Below are 24,426 nucleotides of genomic sequence, written 5' to 3'. Positions count from 1 at the left end.
AATTCGTTGTGGTCAGGTACTTGATCAGATACAGTAATTGGCGTGATCCAGAAATCGAGCGGTCCGACGCCGGAGGGCGGGACCGATGCCTTCGCCGCCGACCTCCTGCGCGGCCACACCGACACGATCGTGCTCGGCGTGCTGCGCTCCCGGGACCGCTACGGCTTCGAGATCTACAAGGAGATCCGCGACGCGACCGGCGGCGACCACGAGATCAAGGAGGCCACGCTCTACGCGGCCTACCGGCGGCTCGTGAAGGACGGCCTGGTCGAGGCGTACTGGGGCGACGAGTCCCAGGGCGGACGCCGCAAGTACTACCGCATCACCGACGCGGGCCGCGCCGTCTACCGGCGCAACGTGGACGCGTGGGTCGCCACCCGGCGCACGATCGACTCCCTCCTCGACCTGAAGGGCTCCCGCTGATGAACACCTCGGTGCACCGCCTGCTGGACGAGGCCTTCGCGGGCCTCCCGGCGACCGACGACGTGCAGGACCTCAAGGAGGAGATCCGCGCGAACCTCCTGGACCGTGTGGCCGAGCTGACGGCGAGCGGCGTGGACGGCGACGCCGCGGCACGGCGAGCGGTGGACGAGCTCGGGGACGTGCGCGCGCTGGTCGACGGGGCCGACGTCGCCGCCGAGGTACCCGCCGCGCCGAGCCCGGGCGTGGCGAGCGCGGCGGCCGCGGCCGCGGGGCGGCCCCCCGTACTGCCTCGGCGCCGCGACGTCGCCGGGTTGGTGGTGGCGATCGGGGTGGTGCTGCTGGCGCTTGCTCCGCTCGTGATGATCGGCGGGTTCGTGGTCGACGCGTTCGGGAGCCACCGGCTCGACCATCTGGGACCCGCGCTCCCGTTCCAGCTCGTCGGCCCGCTCCTGATCGGTCCCGTCGTCGGCTGGATCGTCGGCGCGGTGCTCGTGCGGGAGACCGCGACGCGGTACGGCATGCCCCTCCGCCGGGCGGTGGCCTACGGGATCGCCTCGGCGCTCCTCGTGCTCGGTATGGTGGGCGGGATCGAGGCGGGCGTGCTGTTCGAGCGGGCTCGCGTGACGGTCCAGACGGCCGTGCCGCTGCTCGTCGCCGGCGGCGCCTGGCTCGCGTACCTGCTCGCGAGCCAGACCAACCGGCGCAAGCCGTGGGTCCTCGAACAGGCCCGCTCGGACGGCGGGTACCGGCCGTCCCGCAGGTACGTCACCGGGGTAGTCATCGCGTCCGCGGTGGTGCTCTCGCCGTTCGTGGGGGTGCTGATCGCCCTGGCGGGCAACATCTACGGCATGGTCCCGCTGCTCGTCGGTGCGCTCCTGGCCGGGCCTGCGATCGGCTGGATCGTCGGGGCGACGCTCGTCCGTGAGACGAGGACCAGGTACGGGATGCCGCGGCAGCGGGCGATCGCCTACGGCTTCGCCTCGGCGCTGGTCGCGCTGTCCGTGTTCGTCGGGACGACGGGTTACACGAGCTCCATGAACCCGTTCTACGCCATGATGATGTTGCCCGTGCTCCTCGTCGGCGGCGCCTGGCTCGCGTACCTGCTCGCGAGCCAGACCAACCGGCGCAAGCCGTGGGTCCTCGAACGGGCCCGGGAGCGGGCCGGGTCGCGGGCGTCCGGACCAGGCGATTCGCGCCCCGGCTTGCCGTAGGCTCGTGCTGTGTTCGGAGCTCTCCAAACGTTCGTCTTCATCGTGCTGGGCGTCATCGTCTTCGCGGTCCAGGTCATCGCCCTGGTCGACGCGATCCGGCGTCCCGCCCACGCCTACACGTCCGAGGGCAAGCTCTCGAAGCCGATCTGGCTCGCGATCCTCGGCGTCGCGGCGGTCTTCGGCCTGCTCGGGCTGCCGCCGAGCTTCATCACGGCGAGCTCGTTCCTCAACGTGATCGCGGTGGTCCCGGCCATCGTGTACTGGGCCGACGTGCGCCCCCGCCTCCAGCCGTACGGCACCGGCAACAAGCCGCGCGGACCGCAGGGCGGATGGTGAACGCGCCGATGGACGCCGGTCCCGATGCCGGCCCCCTGGCCGAGGTGATCCGCGGCGACCTCGTGGAGTCGGTGCACCTGGGCCACCTCGTGGTGCTCGACCCGTCCGGCCGGCCCGTGGTCCAGGTGGGCAACCCCACCGCGCCGATCTGGCCGCGGTCGTCGCTCAAGCCGCTGCAGCTCCTCGCGATGCTGCGCGCGGGCCTGGAGCTGCCCGACCGCCTGCTCGCACTGGCCTCGGCCAGCCACAACGGCGAGCAGTTCCACCTGGAGGGTGTGCTGCAGATCCTGGGCTCCGTGGGCCTCGGCTCCGGCGCGCTGCGGAACACCCCTGATCTGCCGCTCTACCCGCCTGCCGCGCTGGACTGGCACATCGCCCCGCACGACGGCGGTCCGGGCCCGGCGCCGCTCGCGCAGAACTGCTCGGGCAAGCACGCGGCGATGCTCGCCACGTGTCTCACGCAGGGCTGGGACATCGAGACCTACCTGTCGCCCGAGCACCCGCTGCAGCGGGCGGTCCGCGGCACCATCCTGGAGCTGACCGGCGACACCGAGCTCGTCATGCACACCACCGTCGACGGCTGCGGTGCGCCCCTGTTCTCCACGACGCTGCTGGGCCTGGCCCGCGCGTTCTCGACGCTGGGCGCCGCGCCGACGGAGGACGTGCGCTCGCACGAGGCGCGCGCCGCCCGCGCGATCTCCGCGCACCCCGAGATGGTGGGTGGCACGGGCCGCGACGTCACGCTCGCCATGCAGGCGGTGCCGGGCCTGGTCGCCAAGGACGGTGCCGAGGGCGTCTACGCGGCCGGCCTGCCCGACGGCTCCGCGCTCGCGTTCAAGGTGCTCGACGGCTCCGCTCGCGCGCGCCCCGCCATCCTCGCCGCCGCGCTGCGCGCCGCGGGTGCGGCGGGCCTGCCGGGCGTGTACCCGGGCGGGCTCGACGGGCTGGGCCGCGTGCCAGTGCTCGGCGGCGGCCGTCCGGTCGGCGAGGTCCGTGCCGTCTTCGCGGACGCCTACGCCGAGGGCCGTCGATGAAGGCGGTGCTCCAGCGCGTCACCCGGGCCTCGGTGACGGTGGACGGCGAGGTCGTGGGCGCCATCGACAAGCCCGGCGTCCTGGCGCTGGTCGGCGTCACGCACGACGACGGTCCGGCTCAGGTCGAGACCATTGCCCGCAAGATCGCGGACCTGCGGATCCTGCACGACGAGCAGTCGGTGGCCGACGTCGGCGCACCCGTGCTCGTCGTCAGCCAGTTCACGCTCTACGGCGACGCCCGCAAGGGGCGCCGCCCCACGTGGAACCAGGCGGCGCCGGGGCCGGTCGCCGAGCCGCTCGTGGACGCCGTCGTGTCCGCGCTGCGCGAGCGCGGCCTGACGGTCGAGACGGGCCGGTTCGGCGCCGACATGCAGGTGGAGCTGGTCAACGACGGGCCGGTGACCATCCTGCTGGAGGCCTGACGCCGCGGGGCCTACCCCCGCAGCGCCAGCACCGCCAGCTCCGTGCGGGACCGCACCCCGAGCTTGCGGAAGACCCGCCCCAGGTGCACCTCCACGGTCCGCACCGACACGTAGAGGCCGGCCGCGACCTGCCGGTTGGTCCGGCCCTGCACGACGAGCCGCGCGACGTCCAGCTCGCGCTCCGTGAGCAGGTCGGTCCACTGCCCGCACAGCTCCTCGCCGACGTCGACCACCGGGGCGCCCGCCGGTTCGTCCCGCGGCCGCGTGGGGACCGGGGCGGACGTCACGGTAGACGGTGGGGGAGGGCTCGCCTGGCGGGGCGGCGCCTCCCGCACGAACCCGGGCGTGGTGAGCGCCTGGTCGGCGATGTGCTCCCAGGCCTTGGCACCCGACTCCTCGAACAGCTCGTGCGCGCCGAGCAGGTGTGCGGCGGCGTCCCCGGGCAGGCCGAGTCGGGCGAAGGAGCGCGCGGCCACCAGCTCCGTGAGGCCGCGCTCGAACGTGGAGCCCACGCGGAGCGACGCCTCGACGGCCCGCTCGCGCGCCCGGTTCACGCCCGACGCGTCGGCGAGCGCGAGCTCGGCGCGGGCCAGGTCGAGGCGACGTCGGCGCATCGGGCCGCCTGCGAAGCCCGCGCTCGACACGCCGGACCCCGCGAGCCCGGCGCCGTTCGTGCCCGAGACCGCGTGCCCCGGCCCGGCGTGGCCGGCCCCGGCCGGAAATGCCCCGGCCGCGTCCGTGCCGACGGACGGCAGCACGCGCAGCCGCAGGCGTTCGTGGGAGCGGCGCGCGGCGCGGTCCTGTCCGGCGAGCACCAGCAGCTCCACCGGGTCGGGAGTGGGCAGCCAGAGCCGGCGCAGCTCGTCCCCGCCGCGCTCGGCGGCCAGCCCGAGCAGGGTAGCGGCCTCCACCCAGCGGCCGTCGAAGACGGCGGTCTGGGCCCGGTCGCCGAGCGTGGCCGCCCGCACGACCGGCGCGACCTGGCCGGGCACCGACGCCTCGAGCGCGGCCGTCGGACGGCGCAGGTGCCCGTCCCGGACCAGGTCGAGGCGCCTGGCGAGCGCGATCCCGAGCCCGCCGAAGGCGAGGGCCACAGGGAGGCGCTCCACGGCGTCGTCGAGCACCGAGGCGGCCCCGGTGATGTTGCCCAGGCGCAGCGCCAGGTACGCCTGCGCCACCCGGAGGTGCGCCTCCGCGAGCGGCGTCAGGGCCTCGTCCGGCCCGTCGAACCACCAGCCCGGCGGGCGAGCGGGGGCCAGCTCGGCCACCTCGGACAGGATCGCGGCGGCCTCGCCGGGCGCGCCGTCGAGCAGGCGGATCGTCTTGCGGGCGGCGGCGATCGCCGCGCGGTCGGGCCCGGCGGCATCCTCCGGGACGACGGCGTCGGGCCGCCCGTCCAGCAGCGCCAGCGCCACGCCGAGCGAACGCGTGGCATCGGGTGCGCCGACCGCGGACGAGCAGCTGTCGGCGGGACTGGTCGCGCGCCGGAGGTACACGACGGCGTCGTGCACGTGCCCCGCCCACAGCGCGGCCCGGCCGGCCACCGCGAAGGCGCGCGCCCGTACCCGGTCGGTGCCGTGGCTCGCGGCCTCGCGCGCCACCTCGTGTGCCCGGTGCACGTCGCCGCGCGCGAGGTGCTGCTCGGCGAGCTCGACCAGGCCGTCCGCCAGCAGGGGGTCGCCCGCGAGCGTGCTCAGCGCCGTGTGCCACATCGCGATGAGCGGCTCGTCGGCCTTGCGGTGCACCTCGGCCAGCGCGACGTGGGCGGCGGTGCGTGAGGCGAGGTCGGCGTCGTCGTGCACCACGGAGCGCACGCGCGGATGGTGGAAGCGGAACCGGCCGCCCACGAGATGGAGGTGGCGGCCGGCGGGGCCGGCCATGAGGGTGTCGATGTCTGTGCCCGATGCGGCGAGCAACAGCTCGGTGCGGTCCACCACGGCGACTGCGGCGACGAGCAGCACACGGCGTGCCTCGTCGTCGAGGCCGAGCGGGCCTACGGCCTCGCGGACCGCACGTGCGGCAGGCAGCGGGTCCGGCATCAGCGCCGTCCCGACCAGATGCTCCTCGTCGAGCATCCGTGCTGTCTGGTCCACACATCCAGGTTCGTCACCCACCACACGCGCGAGCTCGCACGCGACGTGAGGGGCCACGGTGCGGTCACCGAGGGGGAGCGGAAAAACGACTTGCTGCGGCAGCGCGGTCATCGTCGAGCCTCCCGGATTCGTTCACGGTGCTCGCAAGTATGACCTCCACACGTTTCACCCGCATCAACCTGAGCGTGCGACTTTTGGTGCGCTCCGGCCCCGGGGCTGGCATCCTGCCCCGCCCCGGGTGGGTGGAGTACGTGATACCGCACGACGTTGTTTCGGTGGCGAAGGTTTTACACCGTAACAACCGCGTGCGGTTCGCCCCTTACCACTACGTAGTCCCACCGTGTGGAATCCCCTTATTTCCCGTTAACGCAGGTTTCCTTACTTTTAACGGAGCATGACCAGCGCGACCACCGTTACCGGAGCAGTGCCCGGACCAGAGAGGGAAGACGATGGACTCGACGTACGAACCGCTATCAGGCGCCAGTAAGACCACCCGACGGATACTCGCGGGGGTGGCCGCGCTCGCGGTGGCGGCCTCCGCCGTCGTGGCGGGCGCGAGCATGCGCGAGGCGAACGCCGCCGAGGCCGAGCCCGCCGCCGGGGCGAGCAGCTCCGCCATCAACGGCTTCCGCAGCGTCGGCTACTTCACGCAGTGGGGCGTGTACGGCCGCGGCTACCCGGTCAAGCAGATCGACACGTCCGGCGTGGCCGACGAGCTGACGCACATCAACTACGCGTTCGCCAACATCCACCACCAGAACCTCGAGTGCTTCGAGGCCAACAAGGCGCAGGGCGAAGGTCCGAACGGCTCCGACGGCGCAGGCGACGCCTGGGCCGACTACGGCATGGGCTACACCGCGGCCAACTCGGTCTCCGGCGCGGCCGACACCTGGGACCAGCCCCTGGCCGGCTCGTTCAACCAGCTCAAGCAGCTCAAGGCCAAGCACCCCGACCTCAAGGTCATGATGTCGATCGGCGGGTGGACCTGGTCCAAGAACTTCTCGCTGGCCGCCGCGACCGACGCCTCGCGCGAGAAGTTCGTCTCCAGCTGCGTGGACATGTTCATCAAGGGCAACCTGCCGGTGATCGACGGCCGCGGCGGCGCCGGTGCCGCCGCCGGCGTCTTCGACGGGTTCGACATCGACTGGGAGTGGCCCGGCTCGCAGAACGGCAACGTGGGCAACCACGTCGACGAGGTCAACGACGCCCGCAACTTCAAGCTCCTGCTCGCCGAGTTCCGAGAGCAGCTCGACGCCGTCGGCGCCCAGACGGGCAAGGACTACGAGCTGTCCGCGTTCCTGCCGGCCAACCCGGCCGACATCGAGGACGGCGGCTGGAACGACCCCGAGATCTTCGAGTCCCTCGACTTCGGCAACGTCCAGGGCTACGACCTGCACGGTGCCTGGGACCCGGCGCTGACCGGCCACCAGGGCAACCTGTACCACGACCCGGCCGACCCGCGGGAGGAGGCCCGGCAGTTCAGCGCGGACCTCGCGGTGAAGTCGTACACCGACGCCGGGATCGCCCCGGCGCAGCTCGGCCTCGGCCTCGCGATGTACGGGCGCGGGTGGACCGGCGCGTCGTCGTCCGACGCGTGGGGCACCGCGACCGGTGCCGCCCCCGGCCAGTGGGAGGCCGGGATCAACGACTACGACGTGATCAAGAACGTCGGCACCGGCTACTACGACGCCGACCTCGGGGCCGCCTGGCGGCACGACGGCAACACCTGGTGGTCGTACGACAACGACCAGTCCGTCGCGAGGAAGGCGCAGTACATCCGGTCCGAGGGCCTCGGCGGCGCCATGTGGTGGGACCTGTCCGGCGACCGGTCGGGCGCGCTGACCGGCGCGCTGTGGAACGTGCTCGGCTCCGGGAACCCGGGCCCCGTCGAGGGCGGCGACCCGACCGACCCGACGGACCCGCCGACGGACCCGACGGACCCGCCCACCGATCCGACCGACCCGCCGGAGGAGGCCTGCGCCTCGGCCGCGTGGAGCGCGTCGTCGACCTACGTGGGCGGCAACACCGTGTCGCACGGCGGCCACGAGTGGCGCGCCAAGTGGTGGACGCAGGGCGAGACGCCCGGCACCACCGGCGAGTGGGGCGTGTGGCAGGACCTGGGCGCCTGCTGATCGTCCCCGCGAGATAGAACGCCGGCGAGGGTTCTCCCTCGCCGGCGTTCTGTTTGTGCCCTGGGTGCAAGGAAGCCGGCATCCGCGACAGAGTGAGGGCGTGGACGACAGCCCCGGCGCCCCGCACGACGAACCGCCGCAGCATGACGAGGCCTGGTTCGGCGCGCTCTTCGACGCGCACTCGCGCGCCCTCTACTCCTACTTCGTGCGACGGCTGCCCGACGGCGGCCGCGCCTCCGACGCCGAGGATCTCGCCGCCGAGGTGCTCGCCACCGCGTGGCGCCGGCGTGACGACGTGCCGGACGCCGCCGAGCTGCCCTGGCTCTACCGCACCGCCGGCTACGTGCTGGCGAACCACCGGCGCAAGATGCGGGCGCTGCCCGTCGCCGTCGTCCCGGACGAGCCCGACGACGTGGACCCCGCGACGCTCGCGGTGGACGACGACGCCGTGCGGCAGGTCCTGTCCCTGCTGTCCCCGCGCGACCGGCGCATCCTCCTGCTCGTCGCCTGGGACGGGCTGTCGGGCGACGACCTGGCCCAGGTGCTCGGCGTCTCCCGCGGCGGCGCCGACGCGGCGCTGTCCCGGGCCCGGGCCCGGCTGCGCGAGGCGTGGGACGCCCACGAGCAAGCGGTGGACGCATGAGCACATATGGAGGGTGTGCGCGGCGCGCAGCCGGGCACGGCACGGAGGGACAGCGATGAACGAGCACCAGCGACCGGAGGACCAGGCGTTCGAGCGTCTGACGGCGGCGGACCCGGCCCGGCGCGCGCCCGGCCCGGCCGACGACGTGCTCCGGGCCAAGGTCGACGCGCTGATCGCCGGGTCGGGCGGACGGCTGCCGCTGCCGGGGCCGGCGGCCTCGGAGTCCGTCGCGGCCCCGCCGCCCGGCGCGCCGTCGGTGGACGAGCTCGCGGTGCGGCGGCACCGCAGTCGGACTCCGTGGCTCGTGGCGGCCGCCGTGGCCGGCGTCGTCGCGGTGGGGGGTGGCGGCTACCTCCTCGGGGAGTCCGGATCGGGGGCGCTGCCCGCCGCGATGGACAGCGGGGCCGAGACCGGGGCGGCCCCGGAGGCTCGCGAGGACGGGCCGTCGGTCATGGGGGCGCCGGACGAGTCCGGGGCCGCGGCCGAGGGCGTCGAGCCGCTCACCGCGGGGGGCGACCTGGGCTCCGCGACGCGTCTCGTGTTCCACGCGGGCGTCGGTCTGACGGACACGCCGGGGACGGCCGGGGTGCGCACCGCCGCGGGCGAGAACCTGGGCGAGTACCCGGTGGTCAGCGAGGAGGACGCCGTGGAGCGCCTGGGCGACCCCCGGTTCGCGGGCCCGGCGCCGAGCGCCCGGCAGTCCGCGCCGGACGAGGACGCCGCGCCGTCACCCGCGCCCGGCGGCCCGATCGCCTGGCCCGTGGAGGACGTGACGATCGTGTCGGCCGAGCTGACCGAGGTGCGCTACACCCTGCCGGACGGCGCGGTGCTGGTCGTGCCGGCATACGAGCTCGCGGACGCCGCGGGCAGCAGCTGGACCGTGCTGGCCGTGGACGAGGAGGCGCTCGACTTCACGCCGTGACGCGACCGCCGGGCGGGCGTCGTAGGGTCGGGCACGCAGGGCCTCGTCCGAGGTCGCACCGCGATATTCAAGGAGTGCACAATGCCAGCACGTACCGCTCGCACCGCCTGGAACGGCACTTTCCAGGAGGGCTCGGGCCAGGTCGAGCTCTCGTCGTCGGGCGTGGGGACGTACGACGTGTCGTTCCCGGCGCGCGCCGCCGAGGAGGCGAACGGCGTCACCAGCCCGGAGGAGCTGCTCGCCGCCTCGCACTCGTCGTGCTTCACGATGGCCTTCACGAACGAGCTCGGCCAGGCCGGCGCGACGCCGGAGCAGATCGAGGTCACCGCCGTGGTGACCCTCGGGCCGGACCCGGCCGGCGGCCTGTACATCAGCAAGAGCGCGCTGACGGTGCGCGGGTTCGCCTCCGGCATCGACGAGGAGGGCTTCAAGGCCGCGGCCAAGGCCGCCAAGGTCGGCTGCCCGATCTCGAAGGCGCTGACCGGCGTGGGCCAGATCACGCTGGACGTCACCTTCGAGGGCTGACCTCGTCCCGGCGTTCACGGGCGCGGCACGCGCCCGTGAACGCCTGACGCGATCCGGCGCCTCGTGGTGCGAGAATCGCGAGGTGCCACCGCAGACCCACGACGCCCGACCCCTGAACGGCATGAACGACAAGGGTCACACCGCTGACGACGCCGAGGCCGCCCGCACCGCGCGGGAGCAGGCCGAGGCCCGCGCCGCCGAGGAGGCGGAACGCCGCCGCGCCGAGAACGAGCAGCGGCGCGACACCGCGCGCCAGGAGGCGAGCCACGCCGCCGAGGCCGCCCGGACGGCGGTCGCCGACGCGCTGCGCACCGTGGTCGGCTGCGAGGTCGACACGAGCACGCGCCGCCGCGCGGAGTACTCCACGGACGCGTCGAACTACCGCGTGGTCCCCGAGGCCGTGCTCTTCCCGGAGAGCACCGACGACGTCGTCGCCGCGCTCGGGGCGCTGCGCGAGCTGTCGATCCCGGTCACGGCGCGCGGCGCCGGCACGTCCGTCGCGGGCAACTCGGTGGGTCCGGGCGTCGTGATCGACCTGGGGCGCCACCTCAACCAGGTGCTCTCCATCGACCCGGAGCGGGGCACCGCCCGCGTCCAGCCGGGCACGGTCATGTCCACCCTCCAGGCCGCGGCCAAGCCGCACGGCCTGCGGTTCGGGCCCGACCCGAGCACCCAGAACCGGGCCACGCTCGGCGGCATGATCGGCAACAACGCGTGCGGCCCGCATGCCGTCGCCTACGGGCGGACCGCCGACAACGTGGTCTCTCTCGACGTGGTGGACGGCACGGGACGGCGGTTCACCGCGGGCTCCGGCGACCCGGAGTTCGCCGACGTGCCCGGGCTCAAGGAGCTGGTCCGGGACAACCTCGCGCTGATCCGCACGGAGTTCGGGCGGTTCGGCCGGCAGGTGTCGGGCTACTCGCTGGAGCACCTGCTGCCCGAGAACGGCTCGAACCTCGCCCGCGCGCTCGTGGGCACGGAGGGCACCGTCGTCACCGTCCTGGAGGCGGAGCTCAACCTGGTCGAGGTGCCGGGCGCGCCGACGCTCGTCGTCCTCGGCTACCCCGACATGGCCACGGCCGCGGACGACGTCCCCCGGCTCCTGGACCACAAGCCGCTCGCGATCGAGGGGCTCGACGCCCGCCTGGTCGACGTCGTGCGCCGGGCCAAGGGTGCCGCGTCGGTGCCGCCCCTGCCCGGGGCGGACGACCCGCACGTCACCGGCTGGCTCATGATCGAGGTGGGCGGATCGTCGCAGGCCGAGGCGCTGGGCCGCGCGGACGCGATCGTCGCCTCCTCGTCCGCGCTGGACTCGACGGTGCTGCCCGCCGGACCGGACGCCACGAAGATGTGGCAGATCCGGGCGGATGGCGCAGGCCTGGCCGGGCGCACGCCCGCGGGGGAGCAGGCCTGGCCCGGCTGGGAGGACTCGGCGGTCCCGCCCGAGAAGCTCGGCCCGTACCTGCGCGACCTGCAGGAGCTGATGGACCGGTACGGCGTGGACGGGCTGCCCTACGGGCACTTCGGCGACGGCTGCGTGCACCTGCGCATCGACATCCCGCTGGAGACGTCGGGCTCGGTGCTGCGCACCTTCATGACGGAGGCGGCGGAGCTCGTGGCCCGGTACGGCGGGTCGCTGTCCGGCGAGCACGGCGACGGCCGGGCCCGGTCCGAGCTGCTGCCGCTCATCTACTCGCCCGAGGCCATCGCGCTGCTGGAGCGGTTCAAGGCCCTGTTCGACCCGAAGGACGTGCTCAACCCGGGCGTCGTCGTGCGGCCGCGGGCCGTGGACGCCGACCTGCGGCGGCCGGCCGCGGCCCCCGTGCGCACCAAGCTGCCGCTGGCGGGCAAGGGCTCCGGGCACGGCGTCCGGCGCAAGGCCGGGTACGAGGGCTTCTCGTTCGCACACGACCACAACGACCTGACCACGGCCGTGCACCGCTGCGTGGGCGTGGGCAAGTGCCGGGCCGACAACTCGGCCGCCGGCGGGTTCATGTGCCCGAGCTACCAGGCCACCAAGGACGAGAAGGACGTGACCCGCGGGCGGGCCCGCGTGCTGCAGGAGGCCGTGAACGGCACCCTCGTGGGGGGCCTGTCGGCGCCCGAGGTCCGCGAGTCGCTCGACCTGTGCCTGTCGTGCAAGGCGTGCTCCAGCGACTGCCCGGCCGGTGTCGACATGGCGCAGTACAAGTCGGAGGTGCTGTACCGCACCTACCGGGGCAAGCTGCGCCCCGTCGACCACTACGCCCTGGGCTGGCTGCCGCGCTGGGCGCGGCTCGCGGGCGCCGTCCCCGAGCTGGTCAACGCGCTGCTCGGCGTGAGGTGGATCGGCAAGGCCGTGCTGCGGGCGGGCGGCATGGACACCCGTCGGTCGATGCCCAAGTTCGCCGAGGTGCCGTTCCGGCAGTGGTGGGCGCGCGGCGGCGCGACCCACGGTGTTCCCGGGCTGCCGGTCACGGGCGAGCCCGGACGGGAGGGCCGGACGGCGGCGCGGCTCGCGACCAGGCCCAAGGTCGTGCTGTGGACCGACTCGTTCAGCGACGCGCTCTCGCCCACCGTGCCGCAGGCGGCGCTGAAGGTGCTGACCTCCGCCGGGTTCGACGTCATCGTGCCCGACGAGCAGGCGTGCTGCGGCCTGACCTGGATCTCCACCGGGCAGCTCGACGGCGCGCGCCGTCGGCTCCTGAAGCTCCTGGAGGTGCTGGGCCCGTACGCGGTGAACGGCATCCCGATCATGGGCCTGGAGCCGTCCTGCACCGCGGTGCTGCGCTCCGACCTGCTCGACCTGTTCCCGGACGACCCGCGTGCGCAGGCCGTGGCCCGCATGACCCGGACGGCGGCCGAGCTGCTGACCTCGGACGACACCCCCGACGAGTGGGAGCTGCCCTCGCTGGCCGACGTCTCCGCCGTCGTGCAGCCGCACTGCCATCAGCACTCCGTGATGGGGTACGCGGCGGACCAGGCACTGCTGGAGCAGGGCGGCGCGCAGATCGAGGTGCTCGCGGGCTGCTGCGGCCTGGCGGGCAACTTCGGCATGCAGAAGGGCCACTACGAGACGTCGGTGGCGGTCGCGGAGAACGCGCTGCTGCCGGCCCTGCGGGACGCCGCCCCCGGCACCACCTACCTGGCCGACGGCTTCTCCTGCCGTACCCAGGCGCTGGACCTGATGGGCGTCGAGGGCAAGTCCCTGCTGGAGGTCATCGCCGACCGGCTGTAGGGGCTACTCCAGCCACTCCGTCTCGAAGCGGTCGTTCGCGTGGATGTGGACGGCCTCGTAGAGGTCGGCGCCGAGGGTGCGGAACTTGTGCGGCACCATCGCCTCGACCACGAGGATCTGGCCGCCCACGGCCTCGAACTCCTTGCCGTCCACCGTGAACAGCGCCCGGCCGGAACGGATCACGAAGGTCTCGGAGTAGGGGTGCCGGTGCAGGCGGGGGCCGGTGCCGTCCTCGGCCACCCGCTCGAAGATCACCGAGACCTCCGAACCGTGGAGGTACCCCTCGAAGTTGCCGTGCGGCAGCGTCGCCTGCTCGATCGCCTGAAGAGTCATGGTGTCCAGGCTGACTGCCGTGGGGCCGCCGAGCAACCAGATTCGTGGGTGACCGAACGTAGGGATCGTCGCGTCATGAGCGGCCATGGTGCGACTGTGCCTACGTTCGTCGCCGTCGGACGACGATGTCTACGTTCGCCGTCGCCGTCGGAGGAGAATGCCGCCATGGAGTTCCAGGACGTCGTGCGCACGCGGCGGATGCACCGAAAGTTCACCGACGAGCCCGTGGCCGCCGACGCCGTCGACCGGATCACCCGCAACGCCGTCCGGGCGCCGAGCGCCGGGTTCAGCCAGGGCTGGGCGTTCGTGGTGCTGGAGACCGCCCAGGACCGGGACCGGTTCTGGGCGGCGTCCACGCCGCAGGGCCCGGAGCGCTCGGAACGTGACATGAGCGCCTGGCTCGCCGGGATGCGCACCGCGCCCGTGATCGTGCTGGCGCTCGCGTCCAAGGCCGCCTACCTGCGGCGTTACGCGGAACCGGACAAGGGCTGGGAAGACCTCGACGAGGCTCGCTGGCCGGTCCCGTTCTGGCACGTCGACGTCGGCATGGCGTCGCTGCTGATGCTGCAGACCGCCGTCGACGAGGGGCTGGGCGCCTGCTTCTTCGGCGTCCCGCCGGAGCACGTGCCGGCGGTGCGGGCCGAGCTCGGCATCCCGGACGAGTACGAGATCACCGGGGTCGTCGCCGTCGGGCACCCGGTCGACGGCGGCGCGAAGGGCTCGCCCACCCGCCGACGGCGCAAGCCCCTGGACGAGGTGGTGCACCGCGGCGGGTGGTGACCCGGCGTCAGGCGGCGTCGAGCCGGGCCCGCACCTCGTCGTCGAGCACCAGGTCCGCCGCGCCGAGCGCCTCGTCGAGCTGCGCCACGCTGCTCGCCCCGAACACGGGGACCACCGGCACCTCGCCGCCCAGCAGCCACGCCAGGGCCACCTGGTTGGGCGTCGCCCCGAGCTCGGCTGCCACGGCCCGGAGCTCGGCGATCCGGGCGCGGGAACCCGCGTGACCGGCGCCGTCGTAGAAGGGCTTGTCGTCCCGCGTGAACACGCCCTGGTGCAGCGGGGAGTACGCCAGGACCGTGAGCCCCGGCCGGCCGTCGGTGCCGGTGGACCGGGCGTAGTCGAGCAGCTCGGGCGAGGCCCAGTTGGTCCGGATGGGCTGCGGGCGCGGGTAGAGGTAGCTGTGGCACTGCTGCACCGCCCCGTACGGCGCCACCCCGAGGCGTGCGGCGGTCTCCCGCGCCTCGACGACGCGCCACAGCGCGACGTTCGAGATGCCCGGGATGCCGACGATCCCCTCGTCGACCAGCTTGCCGAACGCGCCGACGGTCTCCTCCAGCGGCGTCTCCCGGTCGTCGACGTGCCCGTACAGCACGTCGATGTGGTCGACGCCCAGGTGGCGCAGGCTCTCGCGGGCCTCCCGGTCGACCGTCGAGGCGGCCAGCCCCTGGTAGTTGGTGGGCGGCGTGCTCGACAGCGGCAGGGCGGGGTCCTTCTTGGCCGCGCCCAGCTTGGTCGCGATCCGCAGCTCGTCCCGGTTGCCTCGCGCGGCCAGCCAGCGGCCCAGCACGTCCTCCGAGTCGCGGCCGTAGCCCTCGCCCCAGTCGTTGTAGTTGTTCGCCGTGTCGAGGAACGTGCCCCCGGCCTCGACGAACCGGTCCAGGATCGCGAACGACGTCTCCTCGTCGGTCCGCGTGCCCATCCACATGGTGCCCAGGCACAGCGTCGACACCTCGAACGACGTGTGCCCGTTGTCCAGCGTGCGGTACTGCATGGTCAGCTCCTCCGAAGTCCGGGATACCGGCGGTCGCCCGCCCGACAGCCACCACGCTAGGAGCGAATCGGTCTGGTGTTACGGTCCAATGCCATGGCCACGGACCAGACCAATTCTGCCGCCGAGGTGCTGCTCGCGCCGGTCCCCGGCCCCGGTCCCCTGCGGCAGCGGCTGGAGCGGGCGATCGTCGGCGACATCGCCTCCGGCCGCCTCACCCCCGGAACGGCACTGCCGCCCAGCCGCACCCTCGCCGACACGCTCGGCATCTCCCGCTGGGTGGTCACCGAGGCGTACGGGCACCTGGTGGGCAAGGGGGTGCTCGAGGCGCGGACCGGCTCGGCGACGCGGGTGGCGGCGGTTCCTCCGGGGGCGTCGTCGGTCGATCCTGTCGAGATCAGGCCCCGACAGGATCGACCGGCAGCTCCGGGTCCTGGGCTCGAACACGCTCCCGGCCGCGCCACCCACGACCTCGCCCCCGGTGTGCCCGACCTGCGGCACGTGCCCCGCGAGGCCTGGGTGCGCGCCGCCCGCGACGCGCTCGCGGAAGCGACCAACCAGGACCTCGGCGCGCAGCCGCCCGCCGGGCACCCGGCCGCACGCGCCGCCGTCGCGACCCACCTGCGGCGCTCACGGGTCGTCTCCGGGCCCGACGCCGCCGTGGTGCTCACCCGGGGCGCCGCCGACGGCATGTCCCGGATCGCGGCCGCGCTCGCGGCGGCCGGGCACACCCACCTGCTGGTCGAGGACCCGAGCTGGGCCGCGCTCCGCGACGTCGCCACGGGCGCGGGCCTGGTCCCGGTGCCCGTCCCGGTGGACGACGACGGGATCGCGCCCGAGCCGCTGCGCGCCGAGGCCGCCCGCACCGGGGCGCGGGCCGCGCTGCTCACGCCGGCCCACCAGTTCCCGCTCGGCGCCGCGCTGCCCGACGACCGGCGCGCGGCACTGCTCGACTGGGCTCGCGAGGTGGACGGGCTGATCATCGAGGACGACTACGACGCCGAGTTCCGCTACGACCGCCGCCCCGTGCCCGCGCTGCAGGGCCTCGACCCCGACCGGGTGCTGCTGCTCGGCTCCACGAGCAAGACCCTCGCCCCGGCGTTCGGGATCGGCTGGATGGTGGTCCCGCCGCGCTGGCGCGCCCCGGTGCTCGACGTCTCGGTGCGGCGCGGGCCCGCGCCGGGCCCGGCGACGCTGGACCAGCTCACGCTCGCCCGCTTCGTGGCGGACGGCGCCTACGCGCGCCACCTGCGCGCGGCCCGCACCCGGTACGCCAGGCGTCGCGCCGCGCTGCTGGCCGGCCTGGAGCGTGAGCTGCCCGGCGCCCGGATCGGTGGCATCGCGGCCGGGATGCACGTGACCGTGGACCTGGCCGGGGTACGGGTCGGGGCGGACGCTGACGCGGCCGACGCCGTCGTCGTCGATGCTGCCGCCGTGGTCCGCGAGGGGGCGGCCCGCGACCTCGCGCTGGTGGACCTGAGGCGGTACCAGGCGACGCCGTCGGCCCGGTCGACCGTGCTGGTGGTCGGCTACGGGAACCTGGCCGACGCGCGGCTGCCTGCGGCGGTCCGGGGCCTGCGGGCGGCCGTCGAGGCGGCGGCAGGCTAGGTCAGCACAGCCCGGGCACCTGTTCGCCCACCACGGCACGGACCTCCTCCGGTAGCTGCGACCAGTCGTCGGCGGTGTCGAGGTCGACGGCGGTGCCCGGCCGGTCCACGACCGTCGCGGCCAGCCCGTGGGCCGCGGCCTCGTCGAGGTGCGCGGCGAGGGACCCGGCGCCGAACCGGAACCGGAAGCCCCCCTCCCCTTCGAGGCCCGGGTTTCTCCTCTTTGCGGCCGCCGAAAGCGAAGAAACCCGGGCCTCGAAAGGGAGGAGCAGCAGGTTGGTGCCCGCTCTGTAGCGGTCCGTCGCGATCACCACCGGGGCATCCACGGCGAGGAGCGCGGCGACGTCCTGACGGGTCAGGGCGGGGAGGTCGGCGTGCGCGACCAGGAGCCGGGACCCGACGGCGTCCGCCGTCCTGTCGTCCGCGGCCAGGCCGTCCGCCTCCGCGCCGTCCGCCGCACTGCCGCCCGCCGCCAGCGCCTCCCGGGCGTGCTCCAGCGCGCCGTTCAGTCCCGGCCGGTCCGCCGGCTGTTCCAGCACCTCGACCGCCAGGCCGGCCAACGTCTCCCGGGTGAAGACCGGGTCCGCGGTCACCACGACCACCCGCTCGATCCCGTCGGCCGCGAGCAGCGTCGACACCACGTGCCGCGCCAGCACGCGCACCAGCCGGCGCCGCGACCCGGCGTCCAGCACGGCGGCGAGCCGGGACTTGCCCGAGACGCCGTCACGCAGCGGCACCAGCGCCGTCGTCACGCCAGCGCCAGCAGCTCGCGGGCCAGGCGCTCGCGGCCTGGCGCGCCGCCCATGATCGTGTCGGTGACGTGCACCGTCAGGCCGAGGTCGGCCACGGGGCCGGCGAGGTGCGCGTCGCGCTCGTCGATCACCATGACGTCCACGAGGCCGGCGTAGATCCGGGCCACGCCCAGGGCGGAGACCTCGTGCCCCAGCGACTCCAGGATCTGGGCGGCGGGCCCCTTGATCGCCTGCCCGCCCACGATGGGGCTCACCGCCACGCGGCGCCCGCGGGCCCCGGTCAGCGCCGCACGGACGCCCTGAACGGCGAGCAGCGGCTCGATCGACAGGAACGGGTTGGACGGCGCGAGCACCACGAGGTCGGCGGCCAGCGCGTCGAGCACGCCGGGGGCCGGGCGGGCGGCGTCGGCCCCGTCGAAGCGCAGGCCGAGGACGGCGTCCGCGTGCCGGCGCCCCACGAAGTACTCCTGGAAGCCGAGGCGCCCGGACGGTGTGTCCACGAGGGTCGCGAGCCGGTCGTCGGTCGCGGGCAGCACCTGCGGTCGCACGCCCATCGAACGGGCCAGCCCGGCCGTGACGGAGGACAGCGGCTCGCCGCGGCGCAGGCGCGCGGTGCGCACGATGTGGGTGGCGAGGTCCTTGTCGCCGAGGGTGAACCAGGTGTCCTCGCCCAGCTCCTTCAGGGCCGCCAGCGTCGCGTACGACTCGCCGCGCAGGCCCCAGCCCCGCTCCTCGTCGTTGAGCCCGGCGAGGGTGTACAGGACCGTGTCGATGTCGGGGGAGATGGCCAGGCCGTGCAGCTCGGTGTCGTCGCCGACGTTCACGACGACGGTGAGGGAGGGGGTGTCGAGCGCGAGATCGAGGCCGTGCGCGAGCCGCGCACCGCCGACCCCGCCCGCGAGAAGGGTGACGTTCACGCGTCGAGCCTACGTGCGTCCTGGGGGAGGATGGACCCATGGCCGTCTTCGCGTTCTCCGTCGCCCCCATGACCGCCGGCGAGTCCGTCGCCGAGCAGGTCGCCGAGGCCGTCCGCATCGTCCGGGAGTCCGGGCTCCCGAACCGGACCACCTCGATGTTCACCGAGATCGAGGGATCCTGGGACGAGGTGATGCCGGTGATCCAGCGCGCGACCGACTCCGTGGCGCGCGGCGGGCACCGGGTCTCGCTCGTGATCAAGGCCGACATCCGCCCGGGTGCCGCCGCCGGGCAGCTCGACAGCAAGATCGCCCGGGTCGAGGAGCGCCTCGCCGCCGACGAGTCGGAGACCGGCCACTCCTGAGCCGCCGGGCGGTAGCACGGCGTCAGCCGACGAGCACCACGACCGCCAGGACCACCATCAGGGTGGACGACGCCAGCGCCGTGCCCAGCCGCCCGCGCGGCCCCGACAGCACGCGCCCGAGGAGCGTGCCGCCGAGCGCCAGCGCGAGCTGCCACGACGCCGACGCCACGAACGCGGCGAGCCCGAACACGGCGGCGGCGACCGTGCTGCTCCCGCCCGCCGTCGTGTCGGGCATGAGCGCGCCGCCGGTCACGACCACCGCGAAGAACAGCACGGTGCCCGGGTTGATCGCGGTGATCGCCACGAACCGCGCGAAGGCGCGCGGCGCGGTGAGCGGGTCGGCGCGCGTCTCGCCGTCCGACGCCGTCCGCTCGCGCCAGGCGGTCAGCGCGCCGTGGGCGGCGAGCAGCACGAGAACGCCGGCGGACACGATCCGCAGCGGCCCCGCGACGGGCCGTACGTGGTCGGCGACCAACGTGCCGAACAGGCCGGTGACCAGGGCGTACGCGCCGTCCACGGTCGCGATGCCCAGCGCGCCCGCCACGCCGACGCGCCACGGGTGCCGGGCGGCCAGACCCACGAGGTAGGACGCGACCGGGCCCACGGGCAGCGCGACCGCGTACCCGGCCACGAGGCCGGCGACCAGGACCGGCCACAGCGCCTCCGGCGACGCCGCAGCGCTCGTCATGGGCGGGACCCTAGGTGGGCCCACGACCCGGGGGCAAGTCTCACTAACCCTTCACCCCCGTGTTTCCGGACTCTTGCCCGCGGCCTTTAGGCTAAGGCGGACCGATGCCGCAGGACCCGGGGAGATCACGAGATGCCATTGTTCGAGGTCGATACCCAGCGGCCACTCCTCGTGACGTCCGCGAACGGCCCGGACGGTGGGGAGCCAGGTCTCAAGACCACGGCCAACCAGGTGGTCGACTCGCACATCGACGGCCTGCTCGGCGAAGAGGTCTTCCCGATCGCGCAGGGCTCCGGCCCGGACGAGCCCCACCTGCTGGCCCTCGACGCGTCGGGCTCGCCCGTCGTCGTGGAGCTCGTGGCGGACCTCGACCGCGAGAACCTCGCCAAGGCCCTGGACCACGCCGGCGCCGCCGGCCGCCTGACCCGCGCCGAGCTCGCCGCACGCTACCGCGGCGGGGCCAGCTCCTTCCAGCACGACGTCGCCGCCTTCTACGACAGCGTGCCGATCACGCGCACGCAGGCCGGGAAGAACGGCGGGGGCGGCGCGCGGCTGATCATCATCTGCCAGAACGCGCCCGACGAGATCCTCAACGCCGTCGACTTCCTGCGCCAGCCCTCGATGCCCGTCGAGGTACTGAAGATGGGCGTGGTGAACTCGAACGACGGCCGCAAGTTCCTCGACGTGTCGCCGCTGGTGGTGCACCTGCCCCCCGGCCTGCCGGCCCCGAAGTCGGCGCCGATCGGGGGCACCATCACGAGCTCGATGAAGGGCTCGGTCAGCACGTCCATGGACACCGGCGTGACCGGCGGCGTCACCGGCGGATCGTCGGGGCCCAAGGACGCCTTCGAGGAGGGCGTCAAGGTCGGCTACGCCCTCACGGGCAAGATGCCGGTCGTCGCGCAGGCGCCGCAGCCCCGGTCCGAGCGCCCCGCACCGCCCAAGCCGCCCGTGGCCGACGGCCCGCCGGCGCCGGCCGGACCCACGAACGCGGCGACCGGCCTCCGGTCGGGGCTGCGCGCCGCGGGCACCCGCGCGGGCCGCCGGGCGCAGGCCGCTGCGGCCTCGTCCGAGGCCACGCCCGCCCCGGCGCCGCCCGAGCCCGCCGCGCCGTCGAGCGCCCCGGTCCCGCCCGTCCCGCCGCCCGCCCCGAGCGCGGCCGTGCCGCCGAGCGCCCCGGTCTCCCGGGTGCGCCCCGGCGCGGAGTCCCGCCCGACGCCGAGCACGCCGCCGCGCCTGTCCGCGAGCCGCTCCTCGCTCGGCGAGCCCGGCGCGGCCGCGCCCACGCCGCCGCCCGCACCCCGCGCCGAGCCGCCGGCCGCGCCGGCCCCCGCGGTGCGCCGCCGCTCGCGCACCGACCGGTTCGCCGCGTCCAGCCAGCCGGACGACCCGGCGTCGGCCTACCCGGCGTCCGGGCCGACGCCGTCCGCGGAGCCGGCCTACCCGCCGCCGCCCGCGGCGGACGCGCCGTACTCGCCCCCGCCCGTGCCGCAGCCGGCCGAGGAGAACCTCTGGCAGCCCGCGCCGTACGACGAGGCGCCCGCCTACGGCGGCTCGGCCGAGAGCGAGCCACCGGACTTCGAGATCACCCGGCCGCGGTACGAGCGCGAGCCGTCGTCGTTCGCCCCCGCCCCCGCGGCGCCCGCGTACGACTACTCGGCGGAGGCCGCCGGCGGTTACGGCGACCAGGGCGGCTACGGCTACGCCGAGCAGTCCGGCTACGCGTCGCCCTACGCCGACGGCGGGGCCGCCGTGGTCGTGGAGCAGAGCCCCTGGGAGTCCGGCGGCTACCTGGCGGGCCCGGACGACGCCTACGGGCAGACCACGTTCGCGTCCGACCCGTACCCGTCGAGCGCCCCCGAGGCACCGGCCCGCCCGGTGCCGCCGAGCGAGAGCATCCGGGCCAGCACCCCCATGCTCTTCGAGGAGGAGGACGACCCCGACCTGGAGGCACTGGCCCGCAGCATCGGCACGCCCACCCGGATCGTGTGGTCGCGCCCCCGGCGCAACCAGCACTTCGAGGCGATGCTCCTGCCGGACGGTGCCATCGAGCTGGCCAACGGCGCGCGCTACCGGCACCCGGACTCGGCGGCCACCGCCGCGTCGGGCTCGTACACCGCGGACGGCTGGAGCGTGTGGCGCCTCGGCGACACGGGCCCCACGCTGGTCGAGGAGTTCTCCCGCCGGTTCGCCTGAGCCGGCCGGCAAGGGTCAGCCCGACGCACGCACCACGAGCTCGGGCACGAACGTCGCCGACCCGCCGGGGGCCTCGCCGTCGAGGGCGGCGAGCAGCAGCCGTGCCATGGCGCTGGCCATGTCCTCGACGGGCTGGCGCACGGTCGTGAGCGGCGGGTGCGCCTGGGCGGCGACGCTCGAGTCGTCGAAGCCCACGACGGCGACGTCGCGCGGCACGTCCCGGCCGGCGGCCCGGAGGGCGGTCGAGACGCCGTCCGCCATGAGATCGTTCGCGGCGAACACGCCGTCGACGTCGGGCCGGACGGCCAGGAGGGCGCGGGCGGCGGCCTCGCCGCCGGGCCGTGTGAAGTCGGCGGGGACCACCTCGGGCTCCCGTAGCCCCGCGGCGCGCACGCCGTCGAGGAAGCCCTGGAGCCGGGCGTGCCCGAACGGGGCGTCGGTGGGCCCGGCGACCACCGCGAGCCGGGTGCGGCCCGCGCCCGCGAGGTGCTCGGCCGCCAGCCATCCGCCGGCGGTCTGGTCGAGGTCGACCCAGGCGACGTCCGCCAGGTCGGTGCGGGTGGACAGCACCAGCGGCACGGCGAGGCCGGCGAGCCGCCCCGGCAGCGGGTCGGCCGAGCTGGACGTGATGAGCAGGACGCCGTCGACGTGCCCCTGCCGCACGTACCGGACCACCTGGTCGTGGGCGGGCGGGTCGGCGGGGATGATCGCGAGGTGGATGTCGCGGGGCCGCAGCACGTCCTGCGCACCCGCCGTCACGCGTCCCAGGTACGGGTCGGTGAAGAGCCGCTCGAGGAACGGCAGTGGCGAGCGTTGCTCGGGCGGCTCCGAGACCACGAGGGCGACCGAGCCCGTGCGTCGCGTCACGAGCGTGCGGGCCGCGAGGTTGGGCACGTAGCCGGTCTGCTCGATCGCCCGCCGCACGACCTCGGCGATCTCGGGGTCGACGGTGGGTACCTCGTTGATCACGCGCGACACGGTCGCGCGCGACACCCCGGCAACGGAGGCCACGACCTCCAACGTAGGACGAGCTGGCACCCGCCCTTTATACCCGTCCCCACCTGCCGCCGGGAGCCGGGTCTCCGCCTTCCTGCCTGCGCGGGGACCCGGCACCCGACGAGCGGGTCACTGGTAGACGCGGACGTAGTCGACGAGCATGCGGGACGGGAACGGGGTGCTCGCGTCCGGCGGGCCGGGCCAGTCACCGCCCACCGCGAGGTTGAGGATCAGGTAGAACTCGTGGTCGTAGACCCACGGCCCGCGCGTCGACTCCACGGTGTCCCGGTCCGCGTAGAAGACGTCGCGGCCGTCCAGCGAGAACTGGATGCCCTCGCTGTCCCACTCCGCGGCCCAGGTGTGGAAGCCGTCGGAGATCTTCGAGCCGTCGGGCAGCGCGTAGGCCCCGCCGTAGCCCCCGCCACCGTTGTAAGCCGGGGCGTGCAGGGTGGAGTGGGCCTGGGTCGGGTTCTGGCCGATGAACTCCATGATGTCGATCTCCCCGTTGTACGGCCACGGGCGGCCGTCGAGGAAGTCGGAGCCCATCATCCAGAACGCGGGCCACAGGCCGCGGCCCTCGGGCACCTTCACTCGGGCCTCGAACCGGCCGTACTGCGCGTGGAACTTGTTCGAGGTGTTCATCCGGTGCGACGTGTACTGCCGGCCGTCGCGGTCCTCCCGCCGTGCCTCCAGCACGAAGTTGCCCTGGCCGTCCTGGAACCCGTTGCCGCTCGGGGTGTAGACCTGCTGCTCGTTGTTCTGCGGCAGGCCGGCGTCGATGGTCCACCTCGAGCCGTCGGCCGCGGCACCGGCGGGGCCGTTGAACTCGTCGCTCCAGACCAGGTCGAGGTCGTCGAAGTCGGGGTCGGCGGGCTCGGCCGGGGGAGCGGTGGGCGCGCCACCCGTGCCGTAGACCTGGAACTCCCAGAGCGAGTAGCCGTAGGGACCGCTCCGGTCGCGCATGTGCACGCGCACGTGCCGGCCGTCGGCGTCGAGCGGGACGGTCTGCTTGAAGCCGGTGCCGTTCGTGGTGCTGTGCACGGTGCGCCACGTGGTGCCGTCGTCGGACACCTCGATGTCGAAGGCCGTCGCGAACGCCGGGTCCCACTGCAGCACCACGCTGGTCACGTGCGCGGCTGCCCCGAGGTCGACGGCGATCCAGCCGTCGTCCACCCAGCCGGTGTCGGGGCTGACGGCCCAGCGGCTGGCCGGGTCCAGGTCGAAGGCCTTGTCGGGGGAGCAGAGCCAGCAGTTGCCGTCGTTCTGCGAGCTGGAGGCGCTGCCCTGCTTGCCGTAGGAGAGCAGCGAGGCATCGGTGGGCGTGCCGCCCCCGGCGCCGAACACCTGCAGCTCCCACAGCGAGACGCCCCACTGGGTGGCGCGCTGGGTCACCCACAGGCGCAGGTAGCGGCCGGTCCCGTCGACGTCGAGGTTCTGGTCACCGCCCGTGCCGGTCGTGGTCGAGTAGACGGTGGACCACGCGGCGCCGTCGGCGGAGGTCTCGATGCGAAAGCCGGAGGCGTACGCCGCCTCCCAGTCGAGGACTACCCGGTCGATCGCCTGGACCGAGCCCAGGTCGACGCGGATCCACTGGTTGTCGGCGGCGGCGCTGGACCAGCGGGTGCCGGGGTCGCCGTCGACGGCGGCGGCGCCGGTGCTCCAGCCGAACTCGGTGCTGGACGTGGTGACGGGCCGGCCCTGGGAGAGCGGTTCTGCGGCGGCCGATGCGGTGGTGACCTGGGTGATCGCACCCAGGGCGAGGAGGGTCGCGGCGGTGGTCGCCGCCGCGAGCAGGCGGAGGTGTCTGCGCATCTGACGTGCTCCTTCGAACGTCGGTCTGGCACTTCGG

At 74.5% G+C, this 24,426-nt stretch carries 22 protein-coding genes; 14 read left to right on the top strand and 8 right to left on the bottom strand.

Annotated features, from left to right (window positions below; genetic code table 11):
• The first annotated feature begins 42 nt into the window (after window positions 1-42).
• The 5 genes from ACH47X_RS24595 to dtd are packed head-to-tail and all read left to right on the top strand — an operon-like array spanning window position 43 to window position 3,426.
• Window positions 43-423 (top strand): PadR family transcriptional regulator, encoded by a 381-nt coding sequence (locus tag ACH47X_RS24595; protein ID WP_245605651.1) that lies wholly within the window; start codon window positions 43-45, stop codon window positions 421-423.
• Entirely contained in the window at window positions 423-1,634 is a 1,212-nt protein-coding gene (locus ACH47X_RS24590) for a permease prefix domain 1-containing protein (protein WP_397407755.1), read from the top strand. The genes ACH47X_RS24595 and ACH47X_RS24590 overlap by 1 nt, the downstream gene beginning before the upstream one ends.
• 9 nt (window positions 1,635-1,643) lie before the next feature.
• Entirely contained in the window at window positions 1,644-1,970 is a 327-nt protein-coding gene (locus ACH47X_RS24585; RefSeq protein ID WP_036958843.1) for a DUF2516 family protein, read from the top strand.
• Entirely contained in the window at window positions 1,964-3,004 is a 1,041-nt protein-coding gene (locus ACH47X_RS24580; RefSeq protein ID WP_397407753.1) for an asparaginase, read from the top strand. The genes ACH47X_RS24585 and ACH47X_RS24580 overlap by 7 nt, the downstream gene beginning before the upstream one ends.
• The gene (gene dtd / locus ACH47X_RS24575; RefSeq protein WP_036962544.1) at window positions 3,001-3,426 is read left to right on the top strand and encodes a D-aminoacyl-tRNA deacylase; all 426 of its coding nucleotides are present in this window, start codon (window positions 3,001-3,003) and stop codon (window positions 3,424-3,426) included. Before ACH47X_RS24580 ends, dtd begins: the two co-directional genes overlap by 4 nt.
• An 11-nt stretch (window positions 3,427-3,437) precedes the next feature.
• On the opposite strand, the gene ACH47X_RS24570 is transcribed toward dtd, so the two are convergent.
• Window positions 3,438-5,519 carry a helix-turn-helix transcriptional regulator gene (locus tag ACH47X_RS24570; RefSeq protein ID WP_397407751.1) on the bottom strand — a complete coding sequence of 694 codons (2,082 nt, stop codon included), beginning with the start codon at window positions 5,517-5,519 and terminating at the stop codon, window positions 3,438-3,440.
• Window positions 5,520-6,031: 512 nt separating this feature from the next.
• Between ACH47X_RS24570 and ACH47X_RS24565 the strand changes: the two genes are divergently transcribed.
• From ACH47X_RS24565 to ACH47X_RS24545, 5 genes are all read left to right on the top strand, one after another.
• Window positions 6,032-7,651, top strand: coding sequence for a glycosyl hydrolase family 18 protein (locus ACH47X_RS24565; protein WP_397407749.1), 1,620 nt, complete (start codon window positions 6,032-6,034; stop codon window positions 7,649-7,651).
• Window positions 7,652-7,751: 100 nt separating this feature from the next.
• Window positions 7,752-8,294 (top strand): RNA polymerase sigma factor, encoded by a 543-nt coding sequence (locus ACH47X_RS24560; protein WP_121386471.1) that lies wholly within the window; start codon window positions 7,752-7,754, stop codon window positions 8,292-8,294.
• Window positions 8,295-8,349: 55 nt separating this feature from the next.
• Window positions 8,350-9,216, top strand: a complete 867-nt coding sequence (locus ACH47X_RS24555) for a hypothetical protein (RefSeq protein ID WP_397407747.1) — start codon at window positions 8,350-8,352, stop codon at window positions 9,214-9,216.
• Window positions 9,217-9,297: 81 nt separating this feature from the next.
• Window positions 9,298-9,741 carry an OsmC family peroxiredoxin gene (locus ACH47X_RS24550; RefSeq protein WP_397407744.1) on the top strand — a complete coding sequence of 148 codons (444 nt, stop codon included), beginning with the start codon at window positions 9,298-9,300 and terminating at the stop codon, window positions 9,739-9,741.
• A gap of 121 nt (window positions 9,742-9,862) precedes the next feature.
• Window positions 9,863-12,958, top strand: coding sequence for an FAD-binding and (Fe-S)-binding domain-containing protein (locus ACH47X_RS24545; protein WP_397407785.1), 3,096 nt, complete (start codon window positions 9,863-9,865; stop codon window positions 12,956-12,958).
• A 3-nt stretch (window positions 12,959-12,961) separates the two neighbouring features.
• On the opposite strand, the gene ACH47X_RS24540 is transcribed toward ACH47X_RS24545, so the two are convergent.
• Complete coding sequence (locus ACH47X_RS24540) at window positions 12,962-13,291, bottom strand: cupin domain-containing protein (protein WP_051432755.1); 330 nt, start codon at window positions 13,289-13,291, stop codon at window positions 12,962-12,964.
• Window positions 13,292-13,456: 165 nt separating this feature from the next.
• Here ACH47X_RS24540 and ACH47X_RS24535 point away from each other — a divergent pair, with 165 nt between their 5' ends.
• Window positions 13,457-14,071, top strand: coding sequence for a nitroreductase family protein (locus ACH47X_RS24535; protein WP_397407742.1), 615 nt, complete (start codon window positions 13,457-13,459; stop codon window positions 14,069-14,071).
• Between the two features lie 7 nt (window positions 14,072-14,078).
• Here the strand turns inward: ACH47X_RS24535 and ACH47X_RS24530 are convergent, their stop codons facing one another.
• The gene (locus tag ACH47X_RS24530) at window positions 14,079-15,062 is read right to left on the bottom strand and encodes an aldo/keto reductase (RefSeq protein ID WP_397407740.1); all 984 of its coding nucleotides are present in this window, start codon (window positions 15,060-15,062) and stop codon (window positions 14,079-14,081) included.
• Window positions 15,063-15,155: 93 nt separating this feature from the next.
• On the opposite strand from ACH47X_RS24530, the gene pdxR reads away from it, so the two are divergent.
• Window positions 15,156-16,667 (top strand): MocR-like pyridoxine biosynthesis transcription factor PdxR, encoded by a 1,512-nt coding sequence (gene pdxR / locus ACH47X_RS24525; protein WP_397407738.1) that lies wholly within the window; start codon window positions 15,156-15,158, stop codon window positions 16,665-16,667.
• Between the two features lies 1 nt (window position 16,668).
• Here the strand turns inward: pdxR and ACH47X_RS24520 are convergent, their stop codons facing one another.
• Together ACH47X_RS24520 and cofD are read right to left on the bottom strand one after the other, a co-directional pair.
• Complete coding sequence (locus tag ACH47X_RS24520) at window positions 16,669-17,418, bottom strand: 2-phospho-L-lactate guanylyltransferase (RefSeq protein WP_397407736.1); 750 nt, start codon at window positions 17,416-17,418, stop codon at window positions 16,669-16,671.
• A complete protein-coding gene (cofD, locus tag ACH47X_RS24515; protein WP_397407734.1) occupies window positions 17,415-18,335 on the bottom strand; it encodes a 2-phospho-L-lactate transferase in 921 nt (306 codons plus the stop codon). Before cofD ends, ACH47X_RS24520 begins: the two co-directional genes overlap by 4 nt.
• 38 nt (window positions 18,336-18,373) lie before the next feature.
• Here cofD and ACH47X_RS24510 point away from each other — a divergent pair, with 38 nt between their 5' ends.
• The gene (locus tag ACH47X_RS24510; RefSeq protein WP_036964371.1) at window positions 18,374-18,697 is read left to right on the top strand and encodes a thiamine-binding protein; all 324 of its coding nucleotides are present in this window, start codon (window positions 18,374-18,376) and stop codon (window positions 18,695-18,697) included.
• 22 nt (window positions 18,698-18,719) lie between these two features.
• Here ACH47X_RS24510 and ACH47X_RS24505 read toward each other — a convergent pair whose 3' ends face one another.
• A complete protein-coding gene (locus tag ACH47X_RS24505) occupies window positions 18,720-19,385 on the bottom strand; it encodes a LysE family translocator (RefSeq protein WP_397407732.1) in 666 nt (221 codons plus the stop codon).
• Between the two features lie 132 nt (window positions 19,386-19,517).
• On the opposite strand from ACH47X_RS24505, the gene ACH47X_RS24500 reads away from it, so the two are divergent.
• The gene (locus ACH47X_RS24500) at window positions 19,518-21,581 is read left to right on the top strand and encodes a restriction system modified-DNA reader domain-containing protein (protein ID WP_397407730.1); all 2,064 of its coding nucleotides are present in this window, start codon (window positions 19,518-19,520) and stop codon (window positions 21,579-21,581) included.
• A gap of 15 nt (window positions 21,582-21,596) precedes the next feature.
• Here ACH47X_RS24500 and ACH47X_RS24495 read toward each other — a convergent pair whose 3' ends face one another.
• Window positions 21,597-22,592: a LacI family DNA-binding transcriptional regulator gene (locus ACH47X_RS24495; protein ID WP_397407728.1), complete on the bottom strand. Its 996-nt coding sequence runs from the start codon at window positions 22,590-22,592 to the stop codon at window positions 21,597-21,599.
• A 114-nt stretch (window positions 22,593-22,706) separates the two neighbouring features.
• Entirely contained in the window at window positions 22,707-24,389 is a 1,683-nt protein-coding gene (locus tag ACH47X_RS24490; RefSeq protein WP_397407726.1) for a discoidin domain-containing protein, read from the bottom strand.
• Window positions 24,390-24,426: the final 37 nt, after the last annotated feature.

This window comes from Promicromonospora kroppenstedtii, from assembly GCF_044389675.1.
Lineage (GTDB): Bacteria > Actinomycetota > Actinomycetes > Actinomycetales > Cellulomonadaceae > Promicromonospora > Promicromonospora kroppenstedtii.
This window is presented reverse-complemented; position numbering and strand designations above follow the sequence as displayed.

What these genes read in the sequence shown, in the direction of transcription:
- dtd (WP_036962544.1), top strand. Translation starts at nt 3,001, where the DNA reads ATGAAGGCGGTGCTCCAGCGCGTCACCCGGGCCTCGGTGACGGTGGAC.
- pdxR (WP_397407738.1), top strand. Translation starts at nt 15,156, where the DNA reads ATGGCCACGGACCAGACCAATTCTGCCGCCGAGGTGCTGCTCGCGCCG.
- ACH47X_RS24545 (WP_397407785.1), top strand. Translation starts at nt 9,863, where the DNA reads ATGAACGACAAGGGTCACACCGCTGACGACGCCGAGGCCGCCCGCACC.
- ACH47X_RS24550 (WP_397407744.1), top strand. Translation starts at nt 9,298, where the DNA reads ATGCCAGCACGTACCGCTCGCACCGCCTGGAACGGCACTTTCCAGGAG.
- ACH47X_RS24535 (WP_397407742.1), top strand. Translation starts at nt 13,457, where the DNA reads ATGGAGTTCCAGGACGTCGTGCGCACGCGGCGGATGCACCGAAAGTTC.
- ACH47X_RS24510 (WP_036964371.1), top strand. Translation starts at nt 18,374, where the DNA reads ATGGCCGTCTTCGCGTTCTCCGTCGCCCCCATGACCGCCGGCGAGTCC.
- ACH47X_RS24505 (WP_397407732.1), bottom strand. Translation starts at nt 19,385, where the DNA reads ATGACGAGCGCTGCGGCGTCGCCGGAGGCGCTGTGGCCGGTCCTGGTC.
- ACH47X_RS24555 (WP_397407747.1), top strand. Translation starts at nt 8,350, where the DNA reads ATGAACGAGCACCAGCGACCGGAGGACCAGGCGTTCGAGCGTCTGACG.
- ACH47X_RS24590 (WP_397407755.1), top strand. Translation starts at nt 423, where the DNA reads ATGAACACCTCGGTGCACCGCCTGCTGGACGAGGCCTTCGCGGGCCTC.
- ACH47X_RS24530 (WP_397407740.1), bottom strand. Translation starts at nt 15,062, where the DNA reads ATGCAGTACCGCACGCTGGACAACGGGCACACGTCGTTCGAGGTGTCG.
- ACH47X_RS24580 (WP_397407753.1), top strand. Translation starts at nt 1,964, where the DNA reads ATGGTGAACGCGCCGATGGACGCCGGTCCCGATGCCGGCCCCCTGGCC.
- ACH47X_RS24540 (WP_051432755.1), bottom strand. Translation starts at nt 13,291, where the DNA reads ATGACTCTTCAGGCGATCGAGCAGGCGACGCTGCCGCACGGCAACTTC.
- ACH47X_RS24490 (WP_397407726.1), bottom strand. Translation starts at nt 24,389, where the DNA reads ATGCGCAGACACCTCCGCCTGCTCGCGGCGGCGACCACCGCCGCGACC.
- ACH47X_RS24500 (WP_397407730.1), top strand. Translation starts at nt 19,518, where the DNA reads ATGCCATTGTTCGAGGTCGATACCCAGCGGCCACTCCTCGTGACGTCC.